Source organism: Ruegeria sp. AD9 (assembly GCF_056542305.1).
The window spans coordinates 1-18,361 of record NZ_JBQFZP010000012.1 but is presented as its reverse complement, the minus strand read 5'-3'; the positions used below and the strand labels follow the sequence as shown (position 1 = coordinate 18,361).

30 protein-coding genes are annotated in these 18,361 nt (G+C 56.2%); 22 read left to right on the top strand and 8 right to left on the bottom strand.

Translation table 11 applies throughout. From position 1 onward, the window contains the following. Nucleotides 1-199 precede the first annotated feature (199 nt). Entirely contained in the window at nt 200-1,234 is a 1,035-nt protein-coding gene (locus tag ACR0AM_RS15890; protein WP_480547319.1) for a fatty acid desaturase, read from the top strand. Nucleotides 1,235-1,389: 155 nt separating this feature from the next. On the opposite strand, the gene ACR0AM_RS15885 is transcribed toward ACR0AM_RS15890, so the two are convergent. Together ACR0AM_RS15885 and ACR0AM_RS15880 are read right to left on the bottom strand one after the other, a co-directional pair. Beyond that, nucleotides 1,390-2,241, bottom strand: a complete 852-nt coding sequence (locus tag ACR0AM_RS15885) for an HAD family hydrolase (RefSeq protein ID WP_480623435.1) — start codon at nt 2,239-2,241, stop codon at nt 1,390-1,392. Nucleotides 2,242-2,274: 33 nt separating this feature from the next. Further along, nucleotides 2,275-2,922 carry a hypothetical protein gene (locus tag ACR0AM_RS15880; RefSeq protein WP_480623434.1) on the bottom strand — a complete coding sequence of 216 codons (648 nt, stop codon included), beginning with the start codon at nt 2,920-2,922 and terminating at the stop codon, nt 2,275-2,277. Between the two features lie 333 nt (nt 2,923-3,255). Between ACR0AM_RS15880 and rplB the strand changes: the two genes are divergently transcribed. The 21 genes from rplB to ACR0AM_RS15775 all read left to right on the top strand — a co-directional run bounded on the left by rplB (nt 3,256) and on the right by ACR0AM_RS15775 (nt 13,885). Then, nucleotides 3,256-4,098 carry a 50S ribosomal protein L2 gene (gene rplB, locus ACR0AM_RS15875; RefSeq protein ID WP_480474051.1) on the top strand — a complete coding sequence of 281 codons (843 nt, stop codon included), beginning with the start codon at nt 3,256-3,258 and terminating at the stop codon, nt 4,096-4,098. Between the two features lie 3 nt (nt 4,099-4,101). Further along, nucleotides 4,102-4,380 carry a 30S ribosomal protein S19 gene (gene rpsS, locus ACR0AM_RS15870; RefSeq protein ID WP_005980699.1) on the top strand — a complete coding sequence of 93 codons (279 nt, stop codon included), beginning with the start codon at nt 4,102-4,104 and terminating at the stop codon, nt 4,378-4,380. A 3-nt stretch (nt 4,381-4,383) separates the two neighbouring features. Continuing rightward, nucleotides 4,384-4,764 (top strand): 50S ribosomal protein L22, encoded by a 381-nt coding sequence (gene rplV / locus ACR0AM_RS15865; protein WP_209505855.1) that lies wholly within the window; start codon nt 4,384-4,386, stop codon nt 4,762-4,764. After that, on the top strand, nt 4,764-5,474 hold the full coding sequence (gene rpsC, locus ACR0AM_RS15860; RefSeq protein ID WP_209505853.1) for a 30S ribosomal protein S3: 711 nt from the start codon (nt 4,764-4,766) through the stop codon (nt 5,472-5,474). Before rplV ends, rpsC begins: the two co-directional genes overlap by 1 nt. A 12-nt stretch (nt 5,475-5,486) precedes the next feature. Next, nucleotides 5,487-5,900 (top strand): 50S ribosomal protein L16, encoded by a 414-nt coding sequence (rplP, locus tag ACR0AM_RS15855; RefSeq protein WP_480559528.1) that lies wholly within the window; start codon nt 5,487-5,489, stop codon nt 5,898-5,900. A gap of 235 nt (nt 5,901-6,135) precedes the next feature. Continuing rightward, nucleotides 6,136-6,756, top strand: a complete 621-nt coding sequence (locus ACR0AM_RS15850; protein ID WP_480496041.1) for a 2OG-Fe(II) oxygenase family protein — start codon at nt 6,136-6,138, stop codon at nt 6,754-6,756. A gap of 253 nt (nt 6,757-7,009) precedes the next feature. Continuing rightward, entirely contained in the window at nt 7,010-7,216 is a 207-nt protein-coding gene (locus ACR0AM_RS15845) for a cold-shock protein (protein ID WP_480474053.1), read from the top strand. Between the two features lie 184 nt (nt 7,217-7,400). Then, entirely contained in the window at nt 7,401-7,904 is a 504-nt protein-coding gene (locus ACR0AM_RS15840) for a hypothetical protein (RefSeq protein WP_480623433.1), read from the top strand. Between the two features lie 202 nt (nt 7,905-8,106). Continuing rightward, on the top strand, nt 8,107-8,313 hold the full coding sequence (gene rpmC / locus ACR0AM_RS15835) for a 50S ribosomal protein L29 (protein WP_209505847.1): 207 nt from the start codon (nt 8,107-8,109) through the stop codon (nt 8,311-8,313). A gap of 4 nt (nt 8,314-8,317) precedes the next feature. Further along, the gene (gene rpsQ, locus ACR0AM_RS15830; RefSeq protein WP_209505845.1) at nt 8,318-8,548 is read left to right on the top strand and encodes a 30S ribosomal protein S17; all 231 of its coding nucleotides are present in this window, start codon (nt 8,318-8,320) and stop codon (nt 8,546-8,548) included. Between the two features lie 75 nt (nt 8,549-8,623). Beyond that, on the top strand, nt 8,624-8,992 hold the full coding sequence (gene rplN, locus ACR0AM_RS15825) for a 50S ribosomal protein L14 (protein ID WP_005621870.1): 369 nt from the start codon (nt 8,624-8,626) through the stop codon (nt 8,990-8,992). Nucleotides 8,993-8,994: 2 nt separating this feature from the next. Further along, entirely contained in the window at nt 8,995-9,306 is a 312-nt protein-coding gene (gene rplX, locus ACR0AM_RS15820; RefSeq protein WP_480484776.1) for a 50S ribosomal protein L24, read from the top strand. Beyond that, nucleotides 9,299-9,859: a 50S ribosomal protein L5 gene (gene rplE / locus ACR0AM_RS15815; protein ID WP_480484777.1), complete on the top strand. Its 561-nt coding sequence runs from the start codon at nt 9,299-9,301 to the stop codon at nt 9,857-9,859. Before rplX ends, rplE begins: the two co-directional genes overlap by 8 nt. 19 nt (nt 9,860-9,878) lie before the next feature. Next, entirely contained in the window at nt 9,879-10,184 is a 306-nt protein-coding gene (gene rpsN, locus ACR0AM_RS15810) for a 30S ribosomal protein S14 (RefSeq protein ID WP_142639784.1), read from the top strand. 13 nt (nt 10,185-10,197) lie between these two features. Then, on the top strand, nt 10,198-10,590 hold the full coding sequence (gene rpsH, locus ACR0AM_RS15805; protein WP_209505841.1) for a 30S ribosomal protein S8: 393 nt from the start codon (nt 10,198-10,200) through the stop codon (nt 10,588-10,590). An 11-nt stretch (nt 10,591-10,601) separates the two neighbouring features. Continuing rightward, entirely contained in the window at nt 10,602-11,135 is a 534-nt protein-coding gene (gene rplF / locus ACR0AM_RS15800; RefSeq protein WP_039523384.1) for a 50S ribosomal protein L6, read from the top strand. An 11-nt stretch (nt 11,136-11,146) separates the two neighbouring features. Beyond that, nucleotides 11,147-11,506 carry a 50S ribosomal protein L18 gene (rplR, locus tag ACR0AM_RS15795; protein WP_010437103.1) on the top strand — a complete coding sequence of 120 codons (360 nt, stop codon included), beginning with the start codon at nt 11,147-11,149 and terminating at the stop codon, nt 11,504-11,506. A 186-nt stretch (nt 11,507-11,692) separates the two neighbouring features. Beyond that, entirely contained in the window at nt 11,693-12,262 is a 570-nt protein-coding gene (gene rpsE / locus ACR0AM_RS15790; RefSeq protein ID WP_480474056.1) for a 30S ribosomal protein S5, read from the top strand. A gap of 12 nt (nt 12,263-12,274) precedes the next feature. Beyond that, on the top strand, nt 12,275-12,463 hold the full coding sequence (gene rpmD, locus ACR0AM_RS15785; protein WP_267364815.1) for a 50S ribosomal protein L30: 189 nt from the start codon (nt 12,275-12,277) through the stop codon (nt 12,461-12,463). Between the two features lie 134 nt (nt 12,464-12,597). Further along, complete coding sequence (locus ACR0AM_RS15780) at nt 12,598-13,425, top strand: VOC family protein (protein ID WP_480623432.1); 828 nt, start codon at nt 12,598-12,600, stop codon at nt 13,423-13,425. Nucleotides 13,426-13,672: 247 nt separating this feature from the next. Then, entirely contained in the window at nt 13,673-13,885 is a 213-nt protein-coding gene (locus ACR0AM_RS15775) for a DUF1127 domain-containing protein (RefSeq protein WP_209505835.1), read from the top strand. A 281-nt stretch (nt 13,886-14,166) separates the two neighbouring features. Here the strand turns inward: ACR0AM_RS15775 and ACR0AM_RS15770 are convergent, their stop codons facing one another. The 6 genes from ACR0AM_RS15770 to ACR0AM_RS15745 all read right to left on the bottom strand — a co-directional run. Further along, nucleotides 14,167-14,463, bottom strand: coding sequence for a 50S ribosomal protein L23 (locus ACR0AM_RS15770; protein ID WP_170609990.1), 297 nt, complete (start codon nt 14,461-14,463; stop codon nt 14,167-14,169). After that, nucleotides 14,460-15,077 (bottom strand): 50S ribosomal protein L4, encoded by a 618-nt coding sequence (rplD, locus tag ACR0AM_RS15765; protein ID WP_480474058.1) that lies wholly within the window; start codon nt 15,075-15,077, stop codon nt 14,460-14,462. The genes ACR0AM_RS15770 and rplD overlap by 4 nt, the downstream gene beginning before the upstream one ends. Beyond that, a complete protein-coding gene (rplC, locus tag ACR0AM_RS15760; protein WP_171638102.1) occupies nt 15,074-15,799 on the bottom strand; it encodes a 50S ribosomal protein L3 in 726 nt (241 codons plus the stop codon). The genes rplD and rplC overlap by 4 nt, the downstream gene beginning before the upstream one ends. A gap of 18 nt (nt 15,800-15,817) precedes the next feature. Further along, the gene (rpsJ, locus tag ACR0AM_RS15755) at nt 15,818-16,132 is read right to left on the bottom strand and encodes a 30S ribosomal protein S10 (protein ID WP_008756422.1); all 315 of its coding nucleotides are present in this window, start codon (nt 16,130-16,132) and stop codon (nt 15,818-15,820) included. A 175-nt stretch (nt 16,133-16,307) separates the two neighbouring features. Beyond that, a complete protein-coding gene (locus ACR0AM_RS15750; protein WP_480554843.1) occupies nt 16,308-18,035 on the bottom strand; it encodes an amidohydrolase in 1,728 nt (575 codons plus the stop codon). A 240-nt stretch (nt 18,036-18,275) separates the two neighbouring features. Continuing rightward, on the bottom strand, nt 18,276-18,361 hold an 86-nt coding region (locus ACR0AM_RS15745), incomplete at its 5' end, for an EF-Tu C-terminal domain-related protein (protein WP_226783293.1).

The following is an 18,361-nucleotide window of genomic DNA, read 5'->3' as shown; positions in this document are numbered from 1 at the left end:
GGCAAGACTGTAGATCGCCAGCCGCTTGTCATGACCGGCAAAAGCCCCGGGACCGGCCCCGCGGGTGAACCCAAAAGGACACCTTCACCGGGGTCTGACCGAAAATCGAGCACGAAATATGGCGATTTTGGCAATTATCGCTTGCCATGACCGGGCGGTAGTCTATCCGGATTGCCACAAACAAGAACTTGGCAGGCGCATGACTGAAACCACTCTCTCGACCCGGAAACAGCCGGAGACTACCGCTGCACGTGACTGGGTAACAACGCTTGCCAAATATCGCGAACCCGACCAGCTGCGCAGCGCGTTTGAGCTGGGCGTCAGTATCATCCCCTTCTTCGCGCTCTGGGCTTTGTCCTGGATGTCGCTGTCGGTCAGCTATTGGCTTGCTTTTGCGATTTCCGTTCTCAACGCGGCCTTTCTGTTGCGCCTGTTTGCCATCCAGCACGATTGCGGGCACGGCGCGTTCTTCAAGAACCGGACGGTCAGTGACTGGGTTGGACGCTCGATCGGAGTTCTGACGCTGACACCTTATGATGTCTGGCGCCGCACGCATTCCACACATCACAACAGTTCCGGCAATCTGGGCAAACGCGGGATGGGCGATATCCACACCCTGACCGTGGCCGAGTATCAGGCGAAAACCCCGATGAACCGGTTCTGGTATCGTGTGTATCGAAACCCGATCACCCTGTTCGTCTTTGGCCCCGGATATCTGTTCCTGTTTCAGAACCGCCTTCCACTGGGTCTGACCGACAGCGTCCGGTTCTGGGTCAGCGCGATGGCCACCAATCTTGCCATTCTGGTTGCGCTTGTGGCCATCTACTATTTTGGCGGGCTGATGCCGATGGTGCTGATCTTCCTGCCCTCGACCCTGATTGCCGCCACCGCCGGGGTATGGCTGTTCTATGTGCAACACCAGTTCGAGGACACGCATTGGGACGCCGATGAAGACTGGCAGTTGCACGAAGCGGCGCTGCACGGAAGCTCTCATTATATATTGCCGTCCGTGTTGCAGTGGTTCACCGCCAATATCGGTATCCACCACGTGCATCACCTCTACAGCCGCATTCCGTTCTATCGCCTGACCGAAGTGCTGCGCGACCATGATGAACTGGCCAACAGCAACCGGATGACCATCCGCGAAAGCCTCGCCAACGCGCGGCTGCATTTGTGGGATGAGCAAAGCCGCCGTCTGCTGTCCTTTGCCGAGGCCCGCGCGCTTTATGGGTGAGCGGTAGGTTCCGCGGCCAGTTGGGTTTTCGGAAAGACGTCAAAAAAGGCATAAGTGACTCTGGAAGAGGGGAACACCATCGGCGTGTCCACCGGTCTCTGATCGAACCCGTCTTTGGAGAGAGGTAAAAGCCCCCGCGAAAGCGGAGGTTTTTTTTAGTTAAAGCAAGTCCGGATTTCCGAGAAGTTCTTCTGAAGAATGTAGTCTGGATCAAGGCCTGAAGACATTTCTTTCAGTTGTATCTCTCTTTCAACATCGTCTTTTGTCCAATGTGATATCCGAACCAGCGCCGCATAGTTTTCTGCGGAAGTCATTGTGCCGTATTTGGCCCAAACGGCTTTTACCCCGACAGACTTGGCCATCATCATATCGCGAGCGATACTGTCTCCGACATAAGCACTTTGACTTGCTTCGACGCCTTCATTTTCGAGTATTTCAAGAAGAACCGATCGACTTGGCTTTCTTTGGTGCAAAGAAAGTTCTGTGATTTTTTGCATTGGATAGCCATCTAGCCATCTCTCACCAACTTCCTTGCGTATGTGTCCAACGCTAGATCTTTCTCGACAATAGATCCTAGAAAAGTACTGCAAAATATCGAGCCGATTTAGGCGATCTAATACTGAGTAGAGTTTGCCCTCGGTGTGTGCGACTAACACAACTCCTTTTTCTTCGAGAGCACTAAGTGTCTCTGAAACTCCCGGATAAAGGTGAAGTGTTTGCTTCCTAGTTGAGTTGAAGGCGTGAAAAGCGCTATCGAAAACGACGCCAAGTTCGCGTCTGCTAAGGTTGCCATATTCACGCCTTACAATGCCGGTCTCCAGGAGAGCAAAAGGATGTTCAGTGTCGTGGTGCTGTTGATGCACCAACCGAAAATCGTCGAGCAAATCTTCCCTTTTGCAACCCAGAATCTTCTCCGCTTCATCAACCAACGCATAAAACGATGGAACGAAGTAACCGACCCAGTCATACAGAGTGTTGTCGAGGTCGCATATCAGCAGCTTCTTCATCGGATCCCGTTGGCTTCTAAGATTCTATTCGCCTCAATTGCTATTAGGCTCGCTTGGGGCAGTCTGTTCTGTTGTTACATCCTTTTGTGACAGTTTGGAGTCAACCACCCACCATCCGTAGATGGACGCAGCATTAGTGAAGACGAGCAAAAGAAGAGCTGCAACAATTAGGAACAGTCGAGTTGTAGAGTAAAACTTCTGGATTTTGTCAAATGCGGTGATTTTTGTACCGCCAGTGTAGACGTACTTACCATCCTCGCCTCTATGTACAGCGGCGTTTTCGTGACGGCTGAAGTGCGATATCGACTGCGTCATTCCCTTGTCGAGATTGAAGACTTGAGACATGAAGTTTTCTTCGAAGTCTTCCCCAAAGGTGACCGCCCCTCTTAGCATCCGGTGATAAACTCCAAGGTCCAGTAATTTCACCGCCTCAAGAGCGACCCCCGCGCCCAGAACAAGCAGAACTGAGACGTGCAATTGTAGTTCCAACTCGCCAATTGAAATCTTGAACGCAAAGTCTTTTCCATCGCTTAGAAGAACGATTGCAACGCCGAGTGCTGCGGCTACGAACGTCAAACCAAGTTGCCGAGACTTTACCTGCATCTCATTGAAATGCATTTGCGTATCGACCGCCTTTGACCAAATTTCAATGTATTGCTGATACTTTTCAATTTCTGACATTTTCTACTCGCTTAAGTATTATGCTCGTGACGATGCACACGTTATTGTCTAGGTCAAGGTAAGCTCTGGCTAATCGATCAAACGCGGTCAAACGGTCTGGCGACTTTGTACTACTCCGTCCATACAAAAGAGTTCTTAAGAATTGGCTTCGGCCCTATTGCCACCCACCCCCAACACTGCTAAACGCACCCAATCTTGTGGCCTCGGATTCGTTCCGGGGCCTTAGATATTTTGCAACCGGGGACCTTCGGGGCCCTATACCTTTGGCACCTACGGGGGCCTATCACATAGCGGGGGACCTCCCCTGCACTTGCTAAACGGAAGACAGAAAGCATGGCACTCAAGTCGTACAAGCCGACGACGCCGGGCCAGCGCGGGCTGGTGCTGATCGACCGTTCGGAGCTTTGGAAAGGACGTCCGGTCAAGTCTCTCACAGAGGGTTTGACCAAATCGGGCGGCCGGAACAACACCGGACGGATCACTTCACGCCGCCGCGGCGGTGGCGCAAAGCGTCTCTACCGGATCGTTGACTTCAAACGGAACAAATTTGATGTCGCGGCAACCGTCGAGCGGATCGAATATGACCCGAACCGGACCGCGTTCATCGCACTGGTAAAATACGAAGACGGCGAGCAGGCGTATATCCTGGCTCCGCAGCGTCTGGCTGTTGGTGACAAGGTCATCGCGTCGGCAAAGGCCGATATCAAGCCGGGCAACGCAATGCCGTTCTCGGGTATGCCCATCGGTACCATTGTCCACAACATCGAGATGAAGCCTGGCAAAGGCGGTCAGATCGCACGTGCGGCCGGTACTTACGCTCAGTTTGTTGGCCGCGATGGCGGCTACGCTCAGATCCGTCTGAGCTCGGGCGAGCTGCGCATGGTCCGTCAGGAATGCATGGCCACCATCGGTGCCGTGTCCAACCCCGACAACAGCAACCAGAACATCGGTAAAGCCGGTCGTATGCGCCACAAGGGCGTGCGTCCGTCGGTTCGTGGTGTTGCTATGAACCCGATCGACCACCCGCATGGTGGTGGTGAGGGCCGTACCTCGGGTGGCCGTACGCCGGTTACGCCGTGGGGTAAGGACACCAAGGGTAAGCGTACCCGCAACAAGAACAAAGCGTCCCAGAAGCTGATCATCCGCTCGCGGCACGCCAAGAAGAAGGGACGTTAATCCATGTCTCGCTCTGTTTGGAAGGGTCCTTTCGTCGATGCTTACGTGCTGAAAAAAGCCGAAGCAGCGCGCGAGTCGGGCCGCAACGAAGTCATCAAGATCTGGTCGCGTCGTTCCACCATCCTGCCCCAGTTCGTGGGTCTGACCTTTGGTGTGTACAACGGCCAGAAGCATATCCCGGTAAACGTCTCGGAAGACATGATCGGTCAGAAGTTCGGTGAATACTCGCCGACCCGGACCTATTATGGCCACGCCGCAGACAAAAAAGCGAAGCGGAAGTAAGTCATGGGCAAGGAAAAGAACCCCCGCCGCGTGGCTGAAAACGAAGCAATGGCGAAAACGCGCATGCTTCGCACCAGCCCGCAGAAACTGAACCTGGTAGCAGCTATGATCCGCGGCAAGAAAGTCGAGAAGGCCCTGACCGACCTGACTTTCTCGAACAAGCGTGTCGCGCAGGACGTCAAGAAGTGCCTGCAGTCCGCAATCGCGAATGCCGAAAACAACCACAACCTGGACGTTGACGAGCTGATCGTCGCCGAAGCCTGGGTTGGCAAGAACCTGGTCATGAAGCGCGGTCGCCCGCGTGCCCGTGGCCGTTTCGGCAAGATCATGAAGCCGTTCTCGGAGATCACCATCAAGGTGCGTCAAGTTGAGGAGCAAGCCTAATGGGACATAAAGTCAATCCGATCGGCATGCGCCTTCAGGTCAACCGCACCTGGGACAGCCGCTGGTACGCAGATACCAAGGACTACGGTGATCTTCTGCTGGAAGACCTCAAGATCCGTGAGTTCATCCAGAAAGAGTGCAAGCAGGCCGGTGTTGCCCGTGTGATCATCGAACGTCCGCACAAGAAGTGCCGCGTTACGATCCACACCGCACGTCCGGGTGTCATCATCGGCAAGAAAGGTGCGGACATCGAAGTCCTGCGCAAGAAGCTGGCTGCGATGACCGACAGCGAACTGCACCTGAACATCGTCGAAGTGCGCAAGCCCGAACTTGACGGTCAACTGGTTGCCGAGTCGATCGCTCAGCAGCTGGAACGCCGTGTTTCGTTCCGCCGCGCGATGAAGCGTGCCGTACAGAACGCCATGCGCATGGGCGCCCTGGGTATCCGGGTGAACGTCGCTGGCCGTCTGGGTGGTGCCGAAATCGCACGGACCGAATGGTACCGCGAAGGCCGTGTGCCGCTGCACACGCTGCGCGCCGACATCGATTACGCACATGCCGAAGCGATGACCCCCTACGGGATCATCGGGATCAAGGTCTGGATCTTCAAAGGGGAGATCATGGAGCACGATCCGCAGGCACGTGACCGTAAAGCACAGGAACTCCAGGACGGCCCTGCACCTCGTGGTGCTGGTGGCGGTCGTCGCTAAGGAGGGAAAGATATGCTTCAACCAAAGCGTACAAAATTCCGCAAGTTGCACAAAGGCCGGATCAAGGGCGAAGCCAAGGGCGGCTCTGATCTGAACTTTGGCACCTACGGCCTGAAAGCGATTGAGCCTGAGCGTGTAACCGCACGCCAGATCGAGGCTGCACGTCGTGCCATGACGCGTCACATGAAGCGTCAGGGCCGTGTCTGGATCCGCATCTTCCCCGACACTCCGGTCACGGCAAAGCCGATCGAAGTTCGTATGGGTAAAGGTAAGGGTTCGGTCGACCGCTGGGTTTGCAAGGTCAAACCTGGTCGCGTGATGTTCGAGATCGACGGCGTCAATGACGAAATCGCCCGCGAGGCCCTGCGCCTGGCTGCGATGAAGCTGCCGATCAAGACCCGCGTCGTGGTTCGCGAAGACTGGTAAGCGATCCGGGGCACCCCCGCTCGTGACTAGATTGACCCCCGTCGAAACACCGGCGGGGGTTTTTCTTTAGGGGGCTCTGCCCCCGCCGCGCGTGCCGCGCGCCTCCCCCGGGATATTTTGGGCCAGATGAAGCAGGGGATCCGTTCTTCATCTGGCTGCAAATATCCCGGAGCGCGAGGCAGAGCCTCGCAAAACAGCCATCGCCTTCACCGCGCGGCTGGTTTAAGACAGCGCCATGCCACAGATTGAATCACTCTTCGTCACCCGCCTCTATCGTGCCTCTTTGTCCGAGTTCGGTCCCCCGATCGATGCGGAGGAGTTGGAAAGCTCGTGCCTTGTCATCGCCGAGGATGACGAGGCCGGTCAGGACTGGTGCGAAGAAAACGGCTATCCCGGTTACACCAGCTATGCTTCGCTGACCGACCTGCCCTGGCGGTTTCCGATATTCGCCGATCTGGTCAAAGCGCTGGACAGCCATGTGGCGGCTTTTGCCAAGGATCTGGAGTTTGATCTGGGTGAGGGTGAGCTGAAGCTGGAAGACCTGTGGATCAACATCCTGCCCGAGGGTGGCATGCATTCCAGCCATCTGCACCCGCACAGTGTGATTTCCGGCACCACCTATGTGGCGATGCCCGAAGGCGCGAGCGCGCTGAAGCTGGAAGACCCCCGCTCAGGCCGCATGATGGCCGCGCCGACGCGGCTGAAAGGCGGGCGACGCGATTTGCAGCCCTTCATCTATGTGAAGCCGCAGGTGGGCGATGTTCTGCTGTGGGAAAGCTGGCTGCGCCACGAGGTGCCGATGAACATGGCCGAGGAAGAGCGGATTTCAGTGAGTTTCAACTATAAGTGGGAGTGAGCATCAGCTCATTGCACGGTAGTTGTTCAGTGTAGCGTTTGCGAGACGAACGGGCGGCCCCCTACCAATCACGATTCACAAAGAGTTTTCGATAACACTTGCAATATGTGCCGACATGGACCATGTGAGGCACGCTTACGTTTTTCTTTTTCGACCACTGTCTCCCGATATTCGGCGTTCAGTCTCTCGATCCAGACCGACCACGCCGCGCTGTCGCAATTCCGCGGACAGCAATTATTTGGAGAATACGGATATGGCCAATGGCACCGTAAAATGGTTCAACACAACTAAAGGTTTTGGCTTCATCGCACCGGAGACCGGTGGCAAAGACGTGTTTGTACACATCTCTGCTGTCGAACGCTCGGGTCTGACCGGTCTGGCCGACAACCAGAAAGTAACATTCGACATCGAGCCCGGCCGTGACGGCCGCGAGTCGGCTGTGAACATCGCTCTGGCGTAAGTCGCCCAGACTTAGACAGTTGCAGACGCGGTCTCGTGCAAACGGGGCCGCGTTTTTCGTAAAAGCGAAATTGAGCCATCTGATCTCAATCATTCCATTGGGTTCAGACACACGATAGAATCCAAGCTATGCACCCGCCCGTCATGTTGAGGTGTATTGTTCAGGATTTGGTCAGGCATTTACGATGCAAGCCCTATTCTCATTCGTTCTGGTTGCGACAATTGCCTGCACGACAAGTGCTGTGGGGCAAGTTGCGAACCCGCACCGCATCTACGAAGACAGCTGTGCCGGATGCCACGCCCCCCATTCCGGTGATTTCGTTTGGGATGAGCTTGGTGTGTCAGATGGCGTGCTGGTCGGAGCCCGGTCCGGACGGGCGGTCGAAAATTACCTGCGCTCCGGTCATGGCGGGGTGACTCCGGACAAGGCCGAGGTTCTGCTTGCTCATTTCCGGATTATCCGGGACTCGGGCGGTGTCTTCATCGAGAAATGCCGTATTTGCCATGTGACCGCCGTGGAGCTTGCGCGAAACAATCTGATCCTTGACGAAGGGAAGCTGACGGGGCGATATACCGGGCGTGACATCGGAGCGTTCCTGGACGGTCATGGCCGTCTTTCGCCGGAAGAGGTTTCCGAGATGCTGTCCGTATTGACCAGAGTGGCAAATAGCCAGGGTCTGACACGGTGACACAAGCGGGTTTTTGATTTCGGGAAATTCCCTGTTCCCGCATGGCAAACTTTCCCTTGCCACCCCACCCCTAACCCCCTATAGAGCGGCATCTTGCGGTCTCCCGGCGTTGTCGGGCGATTCGTATGTCTATCATTCATCCACCAGGTCAAAGGTGACCCGAGTACGGGGCCTTCTGGTGTTTTGAGCAAAGGAAAAGGCGATGAACGCCCAAGAACTGCGTGACAAGACCCCTGATCAGCTCCGCGAGGAACTGGTCAACCTGAAGAAAGAAAGCTTTAACCTGCGCTTTCAACAGGCAACCGGTCAGCTGGAAAACACTGCTGGCATCAAAGCGGCCCGCCGCAACGCTGCCCGCGTCAAAACCATCCTGAACGAAAAGGCCGCTGCTGCGGCATCCGAGGAGTAATCAGATGCCCAAGCGTATCCTGCAAGGCACCGTGACCAGCGACGCCAACGAACAGACCATCACCGTGCTGGTCGAGCGCCGTTTCAAGCACCCGCTGCTGCACAAAACCGTTCGTAAGTCCAAGAAATACCGGGCTCATGACGAAAAGAACGCCTTCAAGGTCGGCGACTCTGTACGCATCATCGAATGCGCGCCGAAATCGAAGACGAAACGTTGGGAAGTTCTGGAAGCGTAAGCTTCCGGGATTTTTCATTTGTCGAAACCCTGGGGGATTTAATCAGACCAGCCCCCACAGGTCGGGAGAAACCACATGATCCAGATGCAGACCAATCTGGATGTCGCTGACAACTCTGGCGCACGCCGAGTTCAGTGCATCAAGGTCCTGGGTGGTTCCAAGCGTAAATACGCCTCCGTTGGCGACATCATTGTCGTCTCGGTGAAGGAAGCCATCCCGCGCGGCCGCGTAAAGAAAGGTGACGTCCGTAAGGCCGTCGTCGTACGCACCGCCAAGGAAGTCCGTCGCGAAGACGGCACCGCGATCCGTTTCGATCGCAACGCCGCCGTCATCCTGAACAACAACAACGAGCCCGTAGGTACCCGTATCTTTGGCCCCGTTGTTCGTGAACTGCGCGCGAAGAACTTCATGAAAATCATCTCGCTGGCTCCGGAGGTGCTGTAATCATGGCTGCTAAACTCCGCAAAGGCGACAAGGTCGTCGTGCTGTCCGGCAAGGACAAGGGCAAAGAGGGAACTATCACCTCGGTTGACCCCAAAGCCGGCAAAGCTGTGGTCGATGGCATCAACATCGCCATCCGCCACACCCGCCAGTCGCAAACCTCGCAAGGCGGCCGCCTGCCCAAAGCTCTGCCGGTCGATCTTTCGAACCTGGCACTGCTGGACAAGAACGGCAAAGCAACCCGCGTTGGCTTCCGCGTGGAAGGCGACAAGAAAGTTCGCTTCGCCAAGACCACAGGGGACGTGATCGATGCTTGATAACGCAACCTACACCCCGCGTCTGAAAGCGCAGTACGCCGAGACCATCCGTGCCGCTCTGAAAGAAGAGTTCGGCTACAAGAACGACATGCAGCTGCCCAAGCTGGAAAAAATCGTTCTGAACATCGGTTGTGGTGCCGAGGCCGTCAAAGACTCGAAGAAAGCGAAAGCCGCTGTCGAGGATCTGACTGCAATTGCCGGTCAACAGGCCGTTTCAACTAAGGCGAAGAAGTCGATCGCGGGTTTCCGCGTCCGGGAAGACATGCCGCTGGGTGCGAAAGTGACCCTGCGCGGTGACCGGATGTACGAATTCCTGGATCGTCTGATCACGATCGCAATGCCGCGTATTCGTGACTTCCGCGGTGTTAAGCCTTCTTTCGACGGTCGTGGCAACTTTGCCATGGGCATGAAAGAGCACATCGTGTTCCCGGAAATCGACTTCGACAAGGTCGACGAGGTCTGGGGCCTGGATATCGTAATTGCCACCACAGCGAAAACCGACGCTGAAGCAAAGGCACTGTTGAAAGCATTCAACATGCCGTTCAACGCGTAAGCGCCGGGAGGATTGAGACATGGCTAAAAAAGCAATGATCGAACGCGAGAAGAAGCGCGAACGCCTGGTGGCCAAATATGCCGCAAAGCGTGCCGAGCTGAAAGAAATCGCGAATGACGAGAGCAAGCCGATGGAAGAGCGTTTCAAAGCGCGTCTGAAACTGGCGAAACTGCCGCGCAACAGCTCGGCTACCCGTCTGCACAACCGTTGTCAGCTGACCGGTCGTCCCCACGCTTACTACCGTAAGCTGAAGGTCAGCCGTATCATGCTGCGCGAGCTGGGTTCTGCTGGTCAGATCCCCGGCATGGTGAAATCGAGCTGGTAAGGGAGACATAGATATGAATGATCCTATCGGCGATATGCTCACCCGTATCCGCAACGCGCAAATGCGCGGCAAATCCACCGTATCCACTCCGGCGTCAAAGCTGCGTGTTTGGGTTCTGGACGTGCTGGCGGACGAAGGCTACATCCGTGGCTATGAAAAGACGACCGGCGAAAACGGTCATCCGGCCATCGAAATCAGCCTGAAATACTACGAAGGCACCCCTGTCATTCGCGAACTGAAGCGGGTTTCGAAACCCGGTCGCCGCGTATACATGGGCGTCAATGACATCCCGCAGGTCCGTCAGGGTCTGGGCGTGTCGATTGTCAGCACTCCGAAAGGTGTGATGTCGGACGCAAACGCTCGCTCCAACAATGTTGGCGGCGAAGTGCTCTGCACCGTCTTCTAAGGAGGTCTGCAATGTCTCGTATTGGTAAAAAACCGGTCGAGCTGCCCAGCGGCGTAACCGCCTCTGTGTCGGGTCAGACCATCGAAGTCAAAGGTCCGAAAGGCACCCGCAGCTTCACCGCCACCGACGACGTGACGCTGTCGGTTGAAGACAACGTGGTCAAGATCGACCCTCGCGGTATGTCCAAGCGTGCCCGCCAGCAGTGGGGCATGAGCCGCACCATGGTTGCCAACCTGGTAACCGGTGTGACTGAAGGCTTCAAAAAAGAGCTGGAGATCCAGGGTGTTGGTTACCGGGCGCAGATGCAGGGCAACACCCTGAAGCTGAACCTGGGCTATAGCCACGATGTTGATTTCACGGCTCCGGAAGGTGTCACCATCACCGCACCGAAGCAGACCGAAATCGTTGTGGAAGGTATCGACCAGCAGCTGGTGGGCGAAACCGCGGCCAAAATCCGCGAGTGGCGCCGCCCCGAGCCGTACAAAGGCAAGGGCATCCGCTATAAGGGCGAGTTCATCTTCCGCAAGGAAGGCAAGAAGAAGTAAGGACGCAGACAATGGCAAACAGCAAAAGAACCCTGTTTCTGAAGCGCCGCCTGCGCGTTCGGAACAAACTTCGCAAGGTCAACGCGGGTCGTCCGCGCCTGTCCGTACACCGTTCGAACAAGAACATCTCTGTTCAGCTGATCGACGACGTACGTGGCGTGACCCTGGCCTCGGCCTCGACCCTGGAAAAAGATCTGGGTGTTGTTGGCAAGAACAACGTCGAAGCGGCGACGAAAGTCGGCGCGGCCATCGCCGAGCGTGCCAAGAAGGCAGGCGTCGAAGAGGCCTATTTCGATCGTGGCGGCTTCCTGTTCCACGGCAAAGTGAAGGCTGTCGCCGACGCTGCGCGTGAAGGTGGCCTGAAGATCTGATGGTGTGCCGGGCTGAAGCCCGGCCTACCGGATACGACGCCGTAGGCCGGGCTTCAGCCCGGCACCGGCACTTTGAAGGCGGGTCCGCCCGCCTCGATGATCGGGGAGCCCCAGAATGTCATTCACGGGTTCACTTCGATTGAGTAATTGGCGCCGCAAGCGCCTCTAGAGGAAAAGGGATGCCAAATGGCAGAACGTGAAAACCGTCGGGGCCGTGGCCGCGACCGTGAAGAAACACCGGAATTTGCAGATCGCCTGGTCGCAATCAACCGCGTGTCGAAAACCGTAAAAGGTGGTAAGCGCTTTGGCTTCGCCGCTCTGGTGGTTGTCGGCGATCAGAAAGGCCGCGTCGGCTTTGGCAAGGGTAAAGCGAAAGAAGTACCTGAGGCCATCCGCAAGGCGACTGAGCAAGCCAAGCGTCAGATGATCCGCGTGCAGCTGCGCGAAGGTCGGACCCTGCACCACGACATCGAGGGCCGTCACGGCGCCGGTAAAGTGGTTATGCGCGCCGCGCCTGAAGGTACCGGTATCATCGCCGGTGGTCCGATGCGTGCCGTGTTCGAAATGCTGGGCGTCAAGGACGTTGTGTCCAAGTCGCTGGGCTCGCAGAACCCGTACAACATGATCCGCGCCACCATCGACGGCCTGCAGAAAGAGCAGAGCCCGCGTTCGGTTGCCGCACGTCGTGGCAAAAAGGTTGCTGACATCCTGCCCAAGCGGGACGAAGCACCGGCTGCTGCTGAAGCAGAAGCATAAGGAGAGCACGTCATGGCAAAAACCATCGTCGTCAAACAGGTCGGTTCGCCGATCCGTCGCCCCGCCGAACAGCGCGCAACCCTGATCGGCCTGGGCCTGAACAAGATGCACAGAACCCGTGAGCTGGAGGATACTCCTTCGGTGCGCGGCATGATCCGCAAGATCCCGCATCTGGTAGAGATCATCGAAGAACGCGGCTAAGCCCGCCTTCATCGGAAAGAACAAAAACGCCTCCGGTGAATTCGGGGGCGTTTATTGTTGGCACTTCAGCTTCTTGGGGATTCCTTCCTCCAACCCGGATTTCTGGAGCGCCATGTTCAGATTGATCTGTATCAATGACCAATTGGATTATGATGGGCTATCCAGCGTGTTTCACGCAGGAGGTTCTTGAAGTGAGTGCGGATAAGACAGGACGGATCGTATGGCATGACCTCTTTACGCCTGATCTGAACGCTTCCGAGGCTTTCTATGGCCGTGTAGCATCGTGGGATTTCATTAAGGAAAGCACAGAAGACTATGTCTGGGGCCGGGGAAAGGGGGAATTCACTCTTGCTCTTTTGAATGGGGAAGCCGGAAGTGGATTTACCAAGACTCCAGCGGGCTTTGATGCCGGCTGGCTTCCCTATTTCGAGGTTCCCGATGTTGACAAGTATTCAAAGCGTGCCGAGAAGCTGGGCGCACATATCATTCGGCGCCCCTTTGATGTGCCCGGCGTCGGTCGAAACTGCCTATTGTTGGACCCCTTGGGAGCCAGGTTTGGCATTTCCGTTTCACAACACGATTACCCGATACCTACACAACAGTTCACTACAGAGGTTTATCTGAGCAAAAGCCCGGAGTTTCCAGTCGAATTCTACCAATCGTTGTTTGACCGAACATCTTCGAAGACGGATGGCACGGGCGCGGCCGGGCCAGGTCAGTGGCTTACACATATTCCTGTGGTTGCTTCACCAGATATAAAGATACGTGAAAGATGCGCCTGGCTACCTGGAATTAAGGTCACCGCTATCGAGGATGCGGTACGTGATGCTTTGACGCTTGGAGCGTCCGAAGTGCGTGTTCGATCACGGCAAAGCGCGCAGCATGCACCGCGTGTGTTTCGTGATCCGACGGGACTTTATTTTGCATTTCAGCAGGTGGGTCCGGTATTGGGAACAAACTGAAAGTCGCTGCAAACCGCAGATGGCCATCGCGTCAATCTGCAGGTCAACTGCAAAATCCATGCCAATAGGAACAGGAACCAGGCTACGAGCAATCCAACCAGCGAAAGTTATTCGCCGCATGCATACCGGCTAGACCAAAATCTGCGTTGTTAGCGATAGCAAACGCTCCTATCTCTGCCTTGTCCAATGAAGGAACTCAAAAGGAAACGTCAGGGAATACGCCCTGATACGAGAAAGGAATACAGAGATGACAACTGCGACACTGACCCATACCGGCTTCAACTTCGGCACCCGGATCGCTGACATGATCACACGGATCAAAACAGCCCGCGCTCGTGCTGCTGAGTATCAGCGCACCTATACCGAGTTGCAGCGTCTGAGCAACCGTGAGCTGGACGATATCGGCATCCGCCGCTGCGACATCGCAGATATCGCGCACCGGCACGTATATTGCTCATAACCACGCACACAATTAAAACGACCCAAAGGCGCCTTAACGGTGCCTTTTCTATATCCGTTGCAGGCTCTGCCCCGCCTGCAGGCCGCTCAGAGGCCGCCAGAGGGTGCGATGGCTGTTGAGGCGGCCAATGAGCCCGAAACGTCAGAACCGCCCTGAGGCGACCGCTGGAGGGCGTGTGACCGCCCTGCCCTGACGCGCATCCCCAGCTTCGACGCCTGAAACGAAATCGGCCCCGGCGGAGTGATCCACCGGGGCCGTAAAGTGTCGCTGTAAGCGTCGGATCAGAGACCGGTGCTTACGTCGATTGTGTTACCCTCTTCCAGGGTCACATATGCTTTCTTGACGTCCTTCCGACGGCCCAGCTGGCCGCGGAACCGCTTGACCTTGCCTTTGGTCACGGTGGTGTTCACCGCCTTGACCTTCACACCAAACAGCGCCTCAACGGCCTCTTTGATCTGCGGCTTGTTGCTTTCGATCGCCACTTCAAAGACAACCGCGCCATTTTCGGACGCCATGGTCGACTTTTCGGTGATGATCGGCTTGCGGATCACGTCGTAGTGTTCTGCCTTCGCGCTCATTTCAGACGAGCCTCCAGTGCTTCGACAGCCGCTTTGGTGAGCACCAGGGTGTCACGCTTGAGGATGTCATAAACGTTTGCACCCATCGACGGCAGGATATCCAGACCTTCGATGTTGCGCGACGCCTTCAGGAACCCTTCGTTCACGGTCGCGCCGTCGATGACCAGAGCGCGTTTCCAGCCCAGGTTTGCAACCTGTTTGGCCAGTGCGGCGGTCTTGCCTTCTGCTTCGGCGTTCTCGATCACAACCAGTTCACCTGCTTTGGCTTTTGCCGACAGAGCATGGCGCAGGCCAAGCTTACGGAACTTCTTCGGCAGGTCGTGGCCGTGCGAACGAGGGGTCGGGCCCTTGTAAACACCACCCTTGCGGAAGATCGGTGCGTTACGGTCACCATGGCGTGCGCCACCGGTGCCCTTCTGGCGATAGATCTTCTTGGTCGAGTAGCTGGTTTCCGAGCGGGTCTTGACCTTGTGGGTGCCGGCCTGCGCATTGTTGCGCTGCCAACGGACCACACGGTGCAGGATGTCCGCGCGCGGCTCGAGGCCGAACAGGTCTGCATCCAGCTCGATGTCGCCGGCCTTGCCGCCGTCCAGTTTGATTACATCAAGTTTCATGCTTCACCACCTTCCGCGGATACTTCTTCCGCAGGTGCTTCGGTTGCAGCCGATTTCACAGCAGCCGGGAAAGGCAGGCCTTCCGGTGCTTTCTTCTTCACGGCGTCCTTGACGGTGACCCAGCCCGATTTCGGTCCGGGAACGGCGCCTTTGATGAAGACCAGACCACGGTCGGCGTCGGTTTTGACAACCTCGAGGTTCTGGGTGGTAACACGGGCAGCACCCATGTGACCGGCCATCTTCTTGCCTTTGAACACCTTGCCCGGATCCTGACACTGACCGGTCGAGCCGTGCGAACGGTGGCTGATCGACACACCGTGCGAGGCGCGCAGACCACCGAAGTTGTGGCGCTTCATCGCACCGGCAAAGCCTTTACCGATCGAGGTGCCCGACACGTCAACCTTCTGACCAGCCAGGAAGTGCTCGGCCGAGATTTCGGCTCCCACTTCGATCAGGCCATCTTCGGAGACGCGGAATTCGGCCAGCTTGCGCTTGGGCTCGACCTTGGCAGCGGCGTAGTGGCCGCGCATGGCCTTCGAGGTGCGTTTTGCCTTGGCAGCACCAGCGCCCAGCTGAACGGCGGTGTAGCCGTCTTTTTCAGCGGTCCGCTGTGCAACAACCTGCAGGTTGTCCAGGTGAAGAACGGTCACAGGGATCTGCTTGCCGTCTTCCATGAACAGGCGGGTCATGCCAACTTTTTTTGCGATAATACCAGAGCGCATAATCTATACCCTCCGATCTTACGACTGCAGCTTGATCTCGACATCCACACCAGCAGCCAGGTCGAGCTTCATCAGCGCGTCCACAGTCTGGGGGGTCGGATCAACGATGTCGAGCAGACGCTTGTGCGTGCGGATCTCGAACTGGTCGCGGGATTTCTTGTCAACGTGAGGGCCACGGAGAACCGTGAACTTCTCGATCTTGTTCGGCAGCGGGATCGGGCCGCGCACGTTCGCGCCGGTCCGCTTGGCAGTGTTGACGATCTCTTGCGTGCTGGCATCCAGAACGCGATAGTCAAATGCCTTCAGCCGAATACGGATATTTTGGCTTTGCATAGTAACAGCCTTTTATCAGGCGTTGAGGTTGAGAGGAGGACAGACGCGCATCGCCAACCCTCATCGAACCCAAAAGGCGGGAATCATCCCGCCTTGATGTTCTTGTTGAGAACCTGCGCGTATTAGTGGGGTTGGCGGGGTTTGACAAGGGGCAAACGTCACAAAGAACACCGTTTTATTCGCCGCCAGACACGCCATTGGTTAGCCATGCGTCTTCTACCTTCATCCCTTGGTAAACCGCATGCAGATACAGATGGGCAATCACAGGATCATTTGAGAACGGCGAGTAATCCAATTTGCCCTCTCGGACACCCACTTCGGCTTCATAAACAATCTCGTCGCCCTTCACGGTTACAAGCACTTCTAGTTCCGCCAGTGTTTCTGGGTCAACGGATGTGGGGTCGTCTGACAGGATCACGAAATCCGCAACTTTGCCAACCTCAATGGACCCCTTTTCATCTTCCTCGAAATGCTGCCAAGCGGGCCAGATTGTCATGGCTTTCAAGGCAGTCATAACATCGACCCTTTGATGCGGCCCCAAAATATCTCCAGAGCGTGTGCGTCTAGTAACCGTCGCAGCAAGAACACGCATGCTATCTGGAAAGGCCACCGGGGCATCGTGGTGTGTACCAAACATCATGTCCCGCTCGAGCAGCCATCCTGTGGGTGAGATATTGTCTGCATTGACCGGCCCAACGGTGTGATCACGATGCCAATCCCCCCAGTAAAACGTGTGCATCGGGAAAAGCGATGGGAATACGCCGAGGCGTTTAAAACTCGCAACCTGATCCTCTCTTAGAAACTGACCGTGGATCAGAACCGGACGATTCCCCGGGTCGCCATACTTCATCTGTGCCTCTTCGAGAGCTGCTATCAGCATGTCAGAAGCCCCTTCCCCGTTAGAGTGCACAAGGATTTGGAACCCATTTTCGTAACACCAATTAACGGCGTCCTGTAGCTGCTCCATCGTAATAGCAGCATACCCTGCATAACCGGCGGAGTAGCTTCCGACTGGATCATAATAGGGCCGATCCCTCAAAGCCGTGAAACCCTGAGGCGAGCCGTCAATCGTTAGCTTGCAGCCCCCGACCCGAACCCGGTCGTCGTAGTTCTTGGAGGTGTTTGCACCTATATATTCCCTGGCCTCAAGAACATCCGGGAAGGCTACCACGTCAATTGGGAGCCCATCTTCGGCGGCAACTTTCTTGAGAACGTCAACAATTTCTCCTGAGGTTCGGCCTTCTTGTCCGGTCGTGTATCCAAACTGTGCCCAAAGTTCGGTTCCAGCTTTGGCAAATGCCGCCAGGCCTTCTTCACCCAGATTTCCTAACATGGGCACAAGGACCGAAAAGAACGCATACTCTTCCAGAACACCGTTTGGCTCACCGGCGTCATCGCGTTGAATCACTCCGCCCGGAGGGGCTTTTGAAGCGGCTGTGATGCCTGCCAACTCTAGAGCTTTCGAGTTTGCTACTCCCAAATGCCCGGACTGATGAACGATAACGACCGGCAAGTCCTCAGACACAATGTCCAGTTCTTGTCGCGTAGGGTGGCGCAGTTCCTTTAATTGAGCATTGTCGTAACCAAAGCCGATGATCATTTTGACCTGTTCAACGGCTTGCGCATTTTCGTCGGCCCAGTCAGTCAACGTGGCTTGCAGACTGGCGATATCAACGACTTTCCCATCAGGCGGCGCAAGAAGGTTGGCGGACAATGCCTGCAACCCCCCCATGACCACATGACCGTGGCTATCTACAAAACCCGGAAGCATCGCGCGGCCTTCCAGGTCAAACGTTTCGGTTTCTTCACCGCGATGCATCGACAAATCAGACAACGACCCCACAGCAAGAACGCGTCCGTCTTTGACTGCGACCGCTTCAGCGGACGGAGCCTTATCGTTCATCGTTAACACAGGCCCTCCGAGATAAATCCTGTCCGCGATCTGCTGTGCGGACGCTGATGTGGATAAATAAACAAGTGCAGCAACTAGACCAACTGAACGCGCCAATAAGTGCATGCTGTGACCTCTTTCTAATTGTGATGCCTCAATATGAGAGAAGTAGCATTACAATCAGCTTAGGCAAAAACGAAAAAAGGGCGTCCCGAGGGAAGCCCTTTTCGTTGGTTCATTCGCTTGTGCGAATTATTCAGTAATCTTCGACACGACGCCGGCGCCGACGGTGCGGCCGCCTTCGCGGATGGCGAAGCGCAGGCCCTGCTCCATCGCGA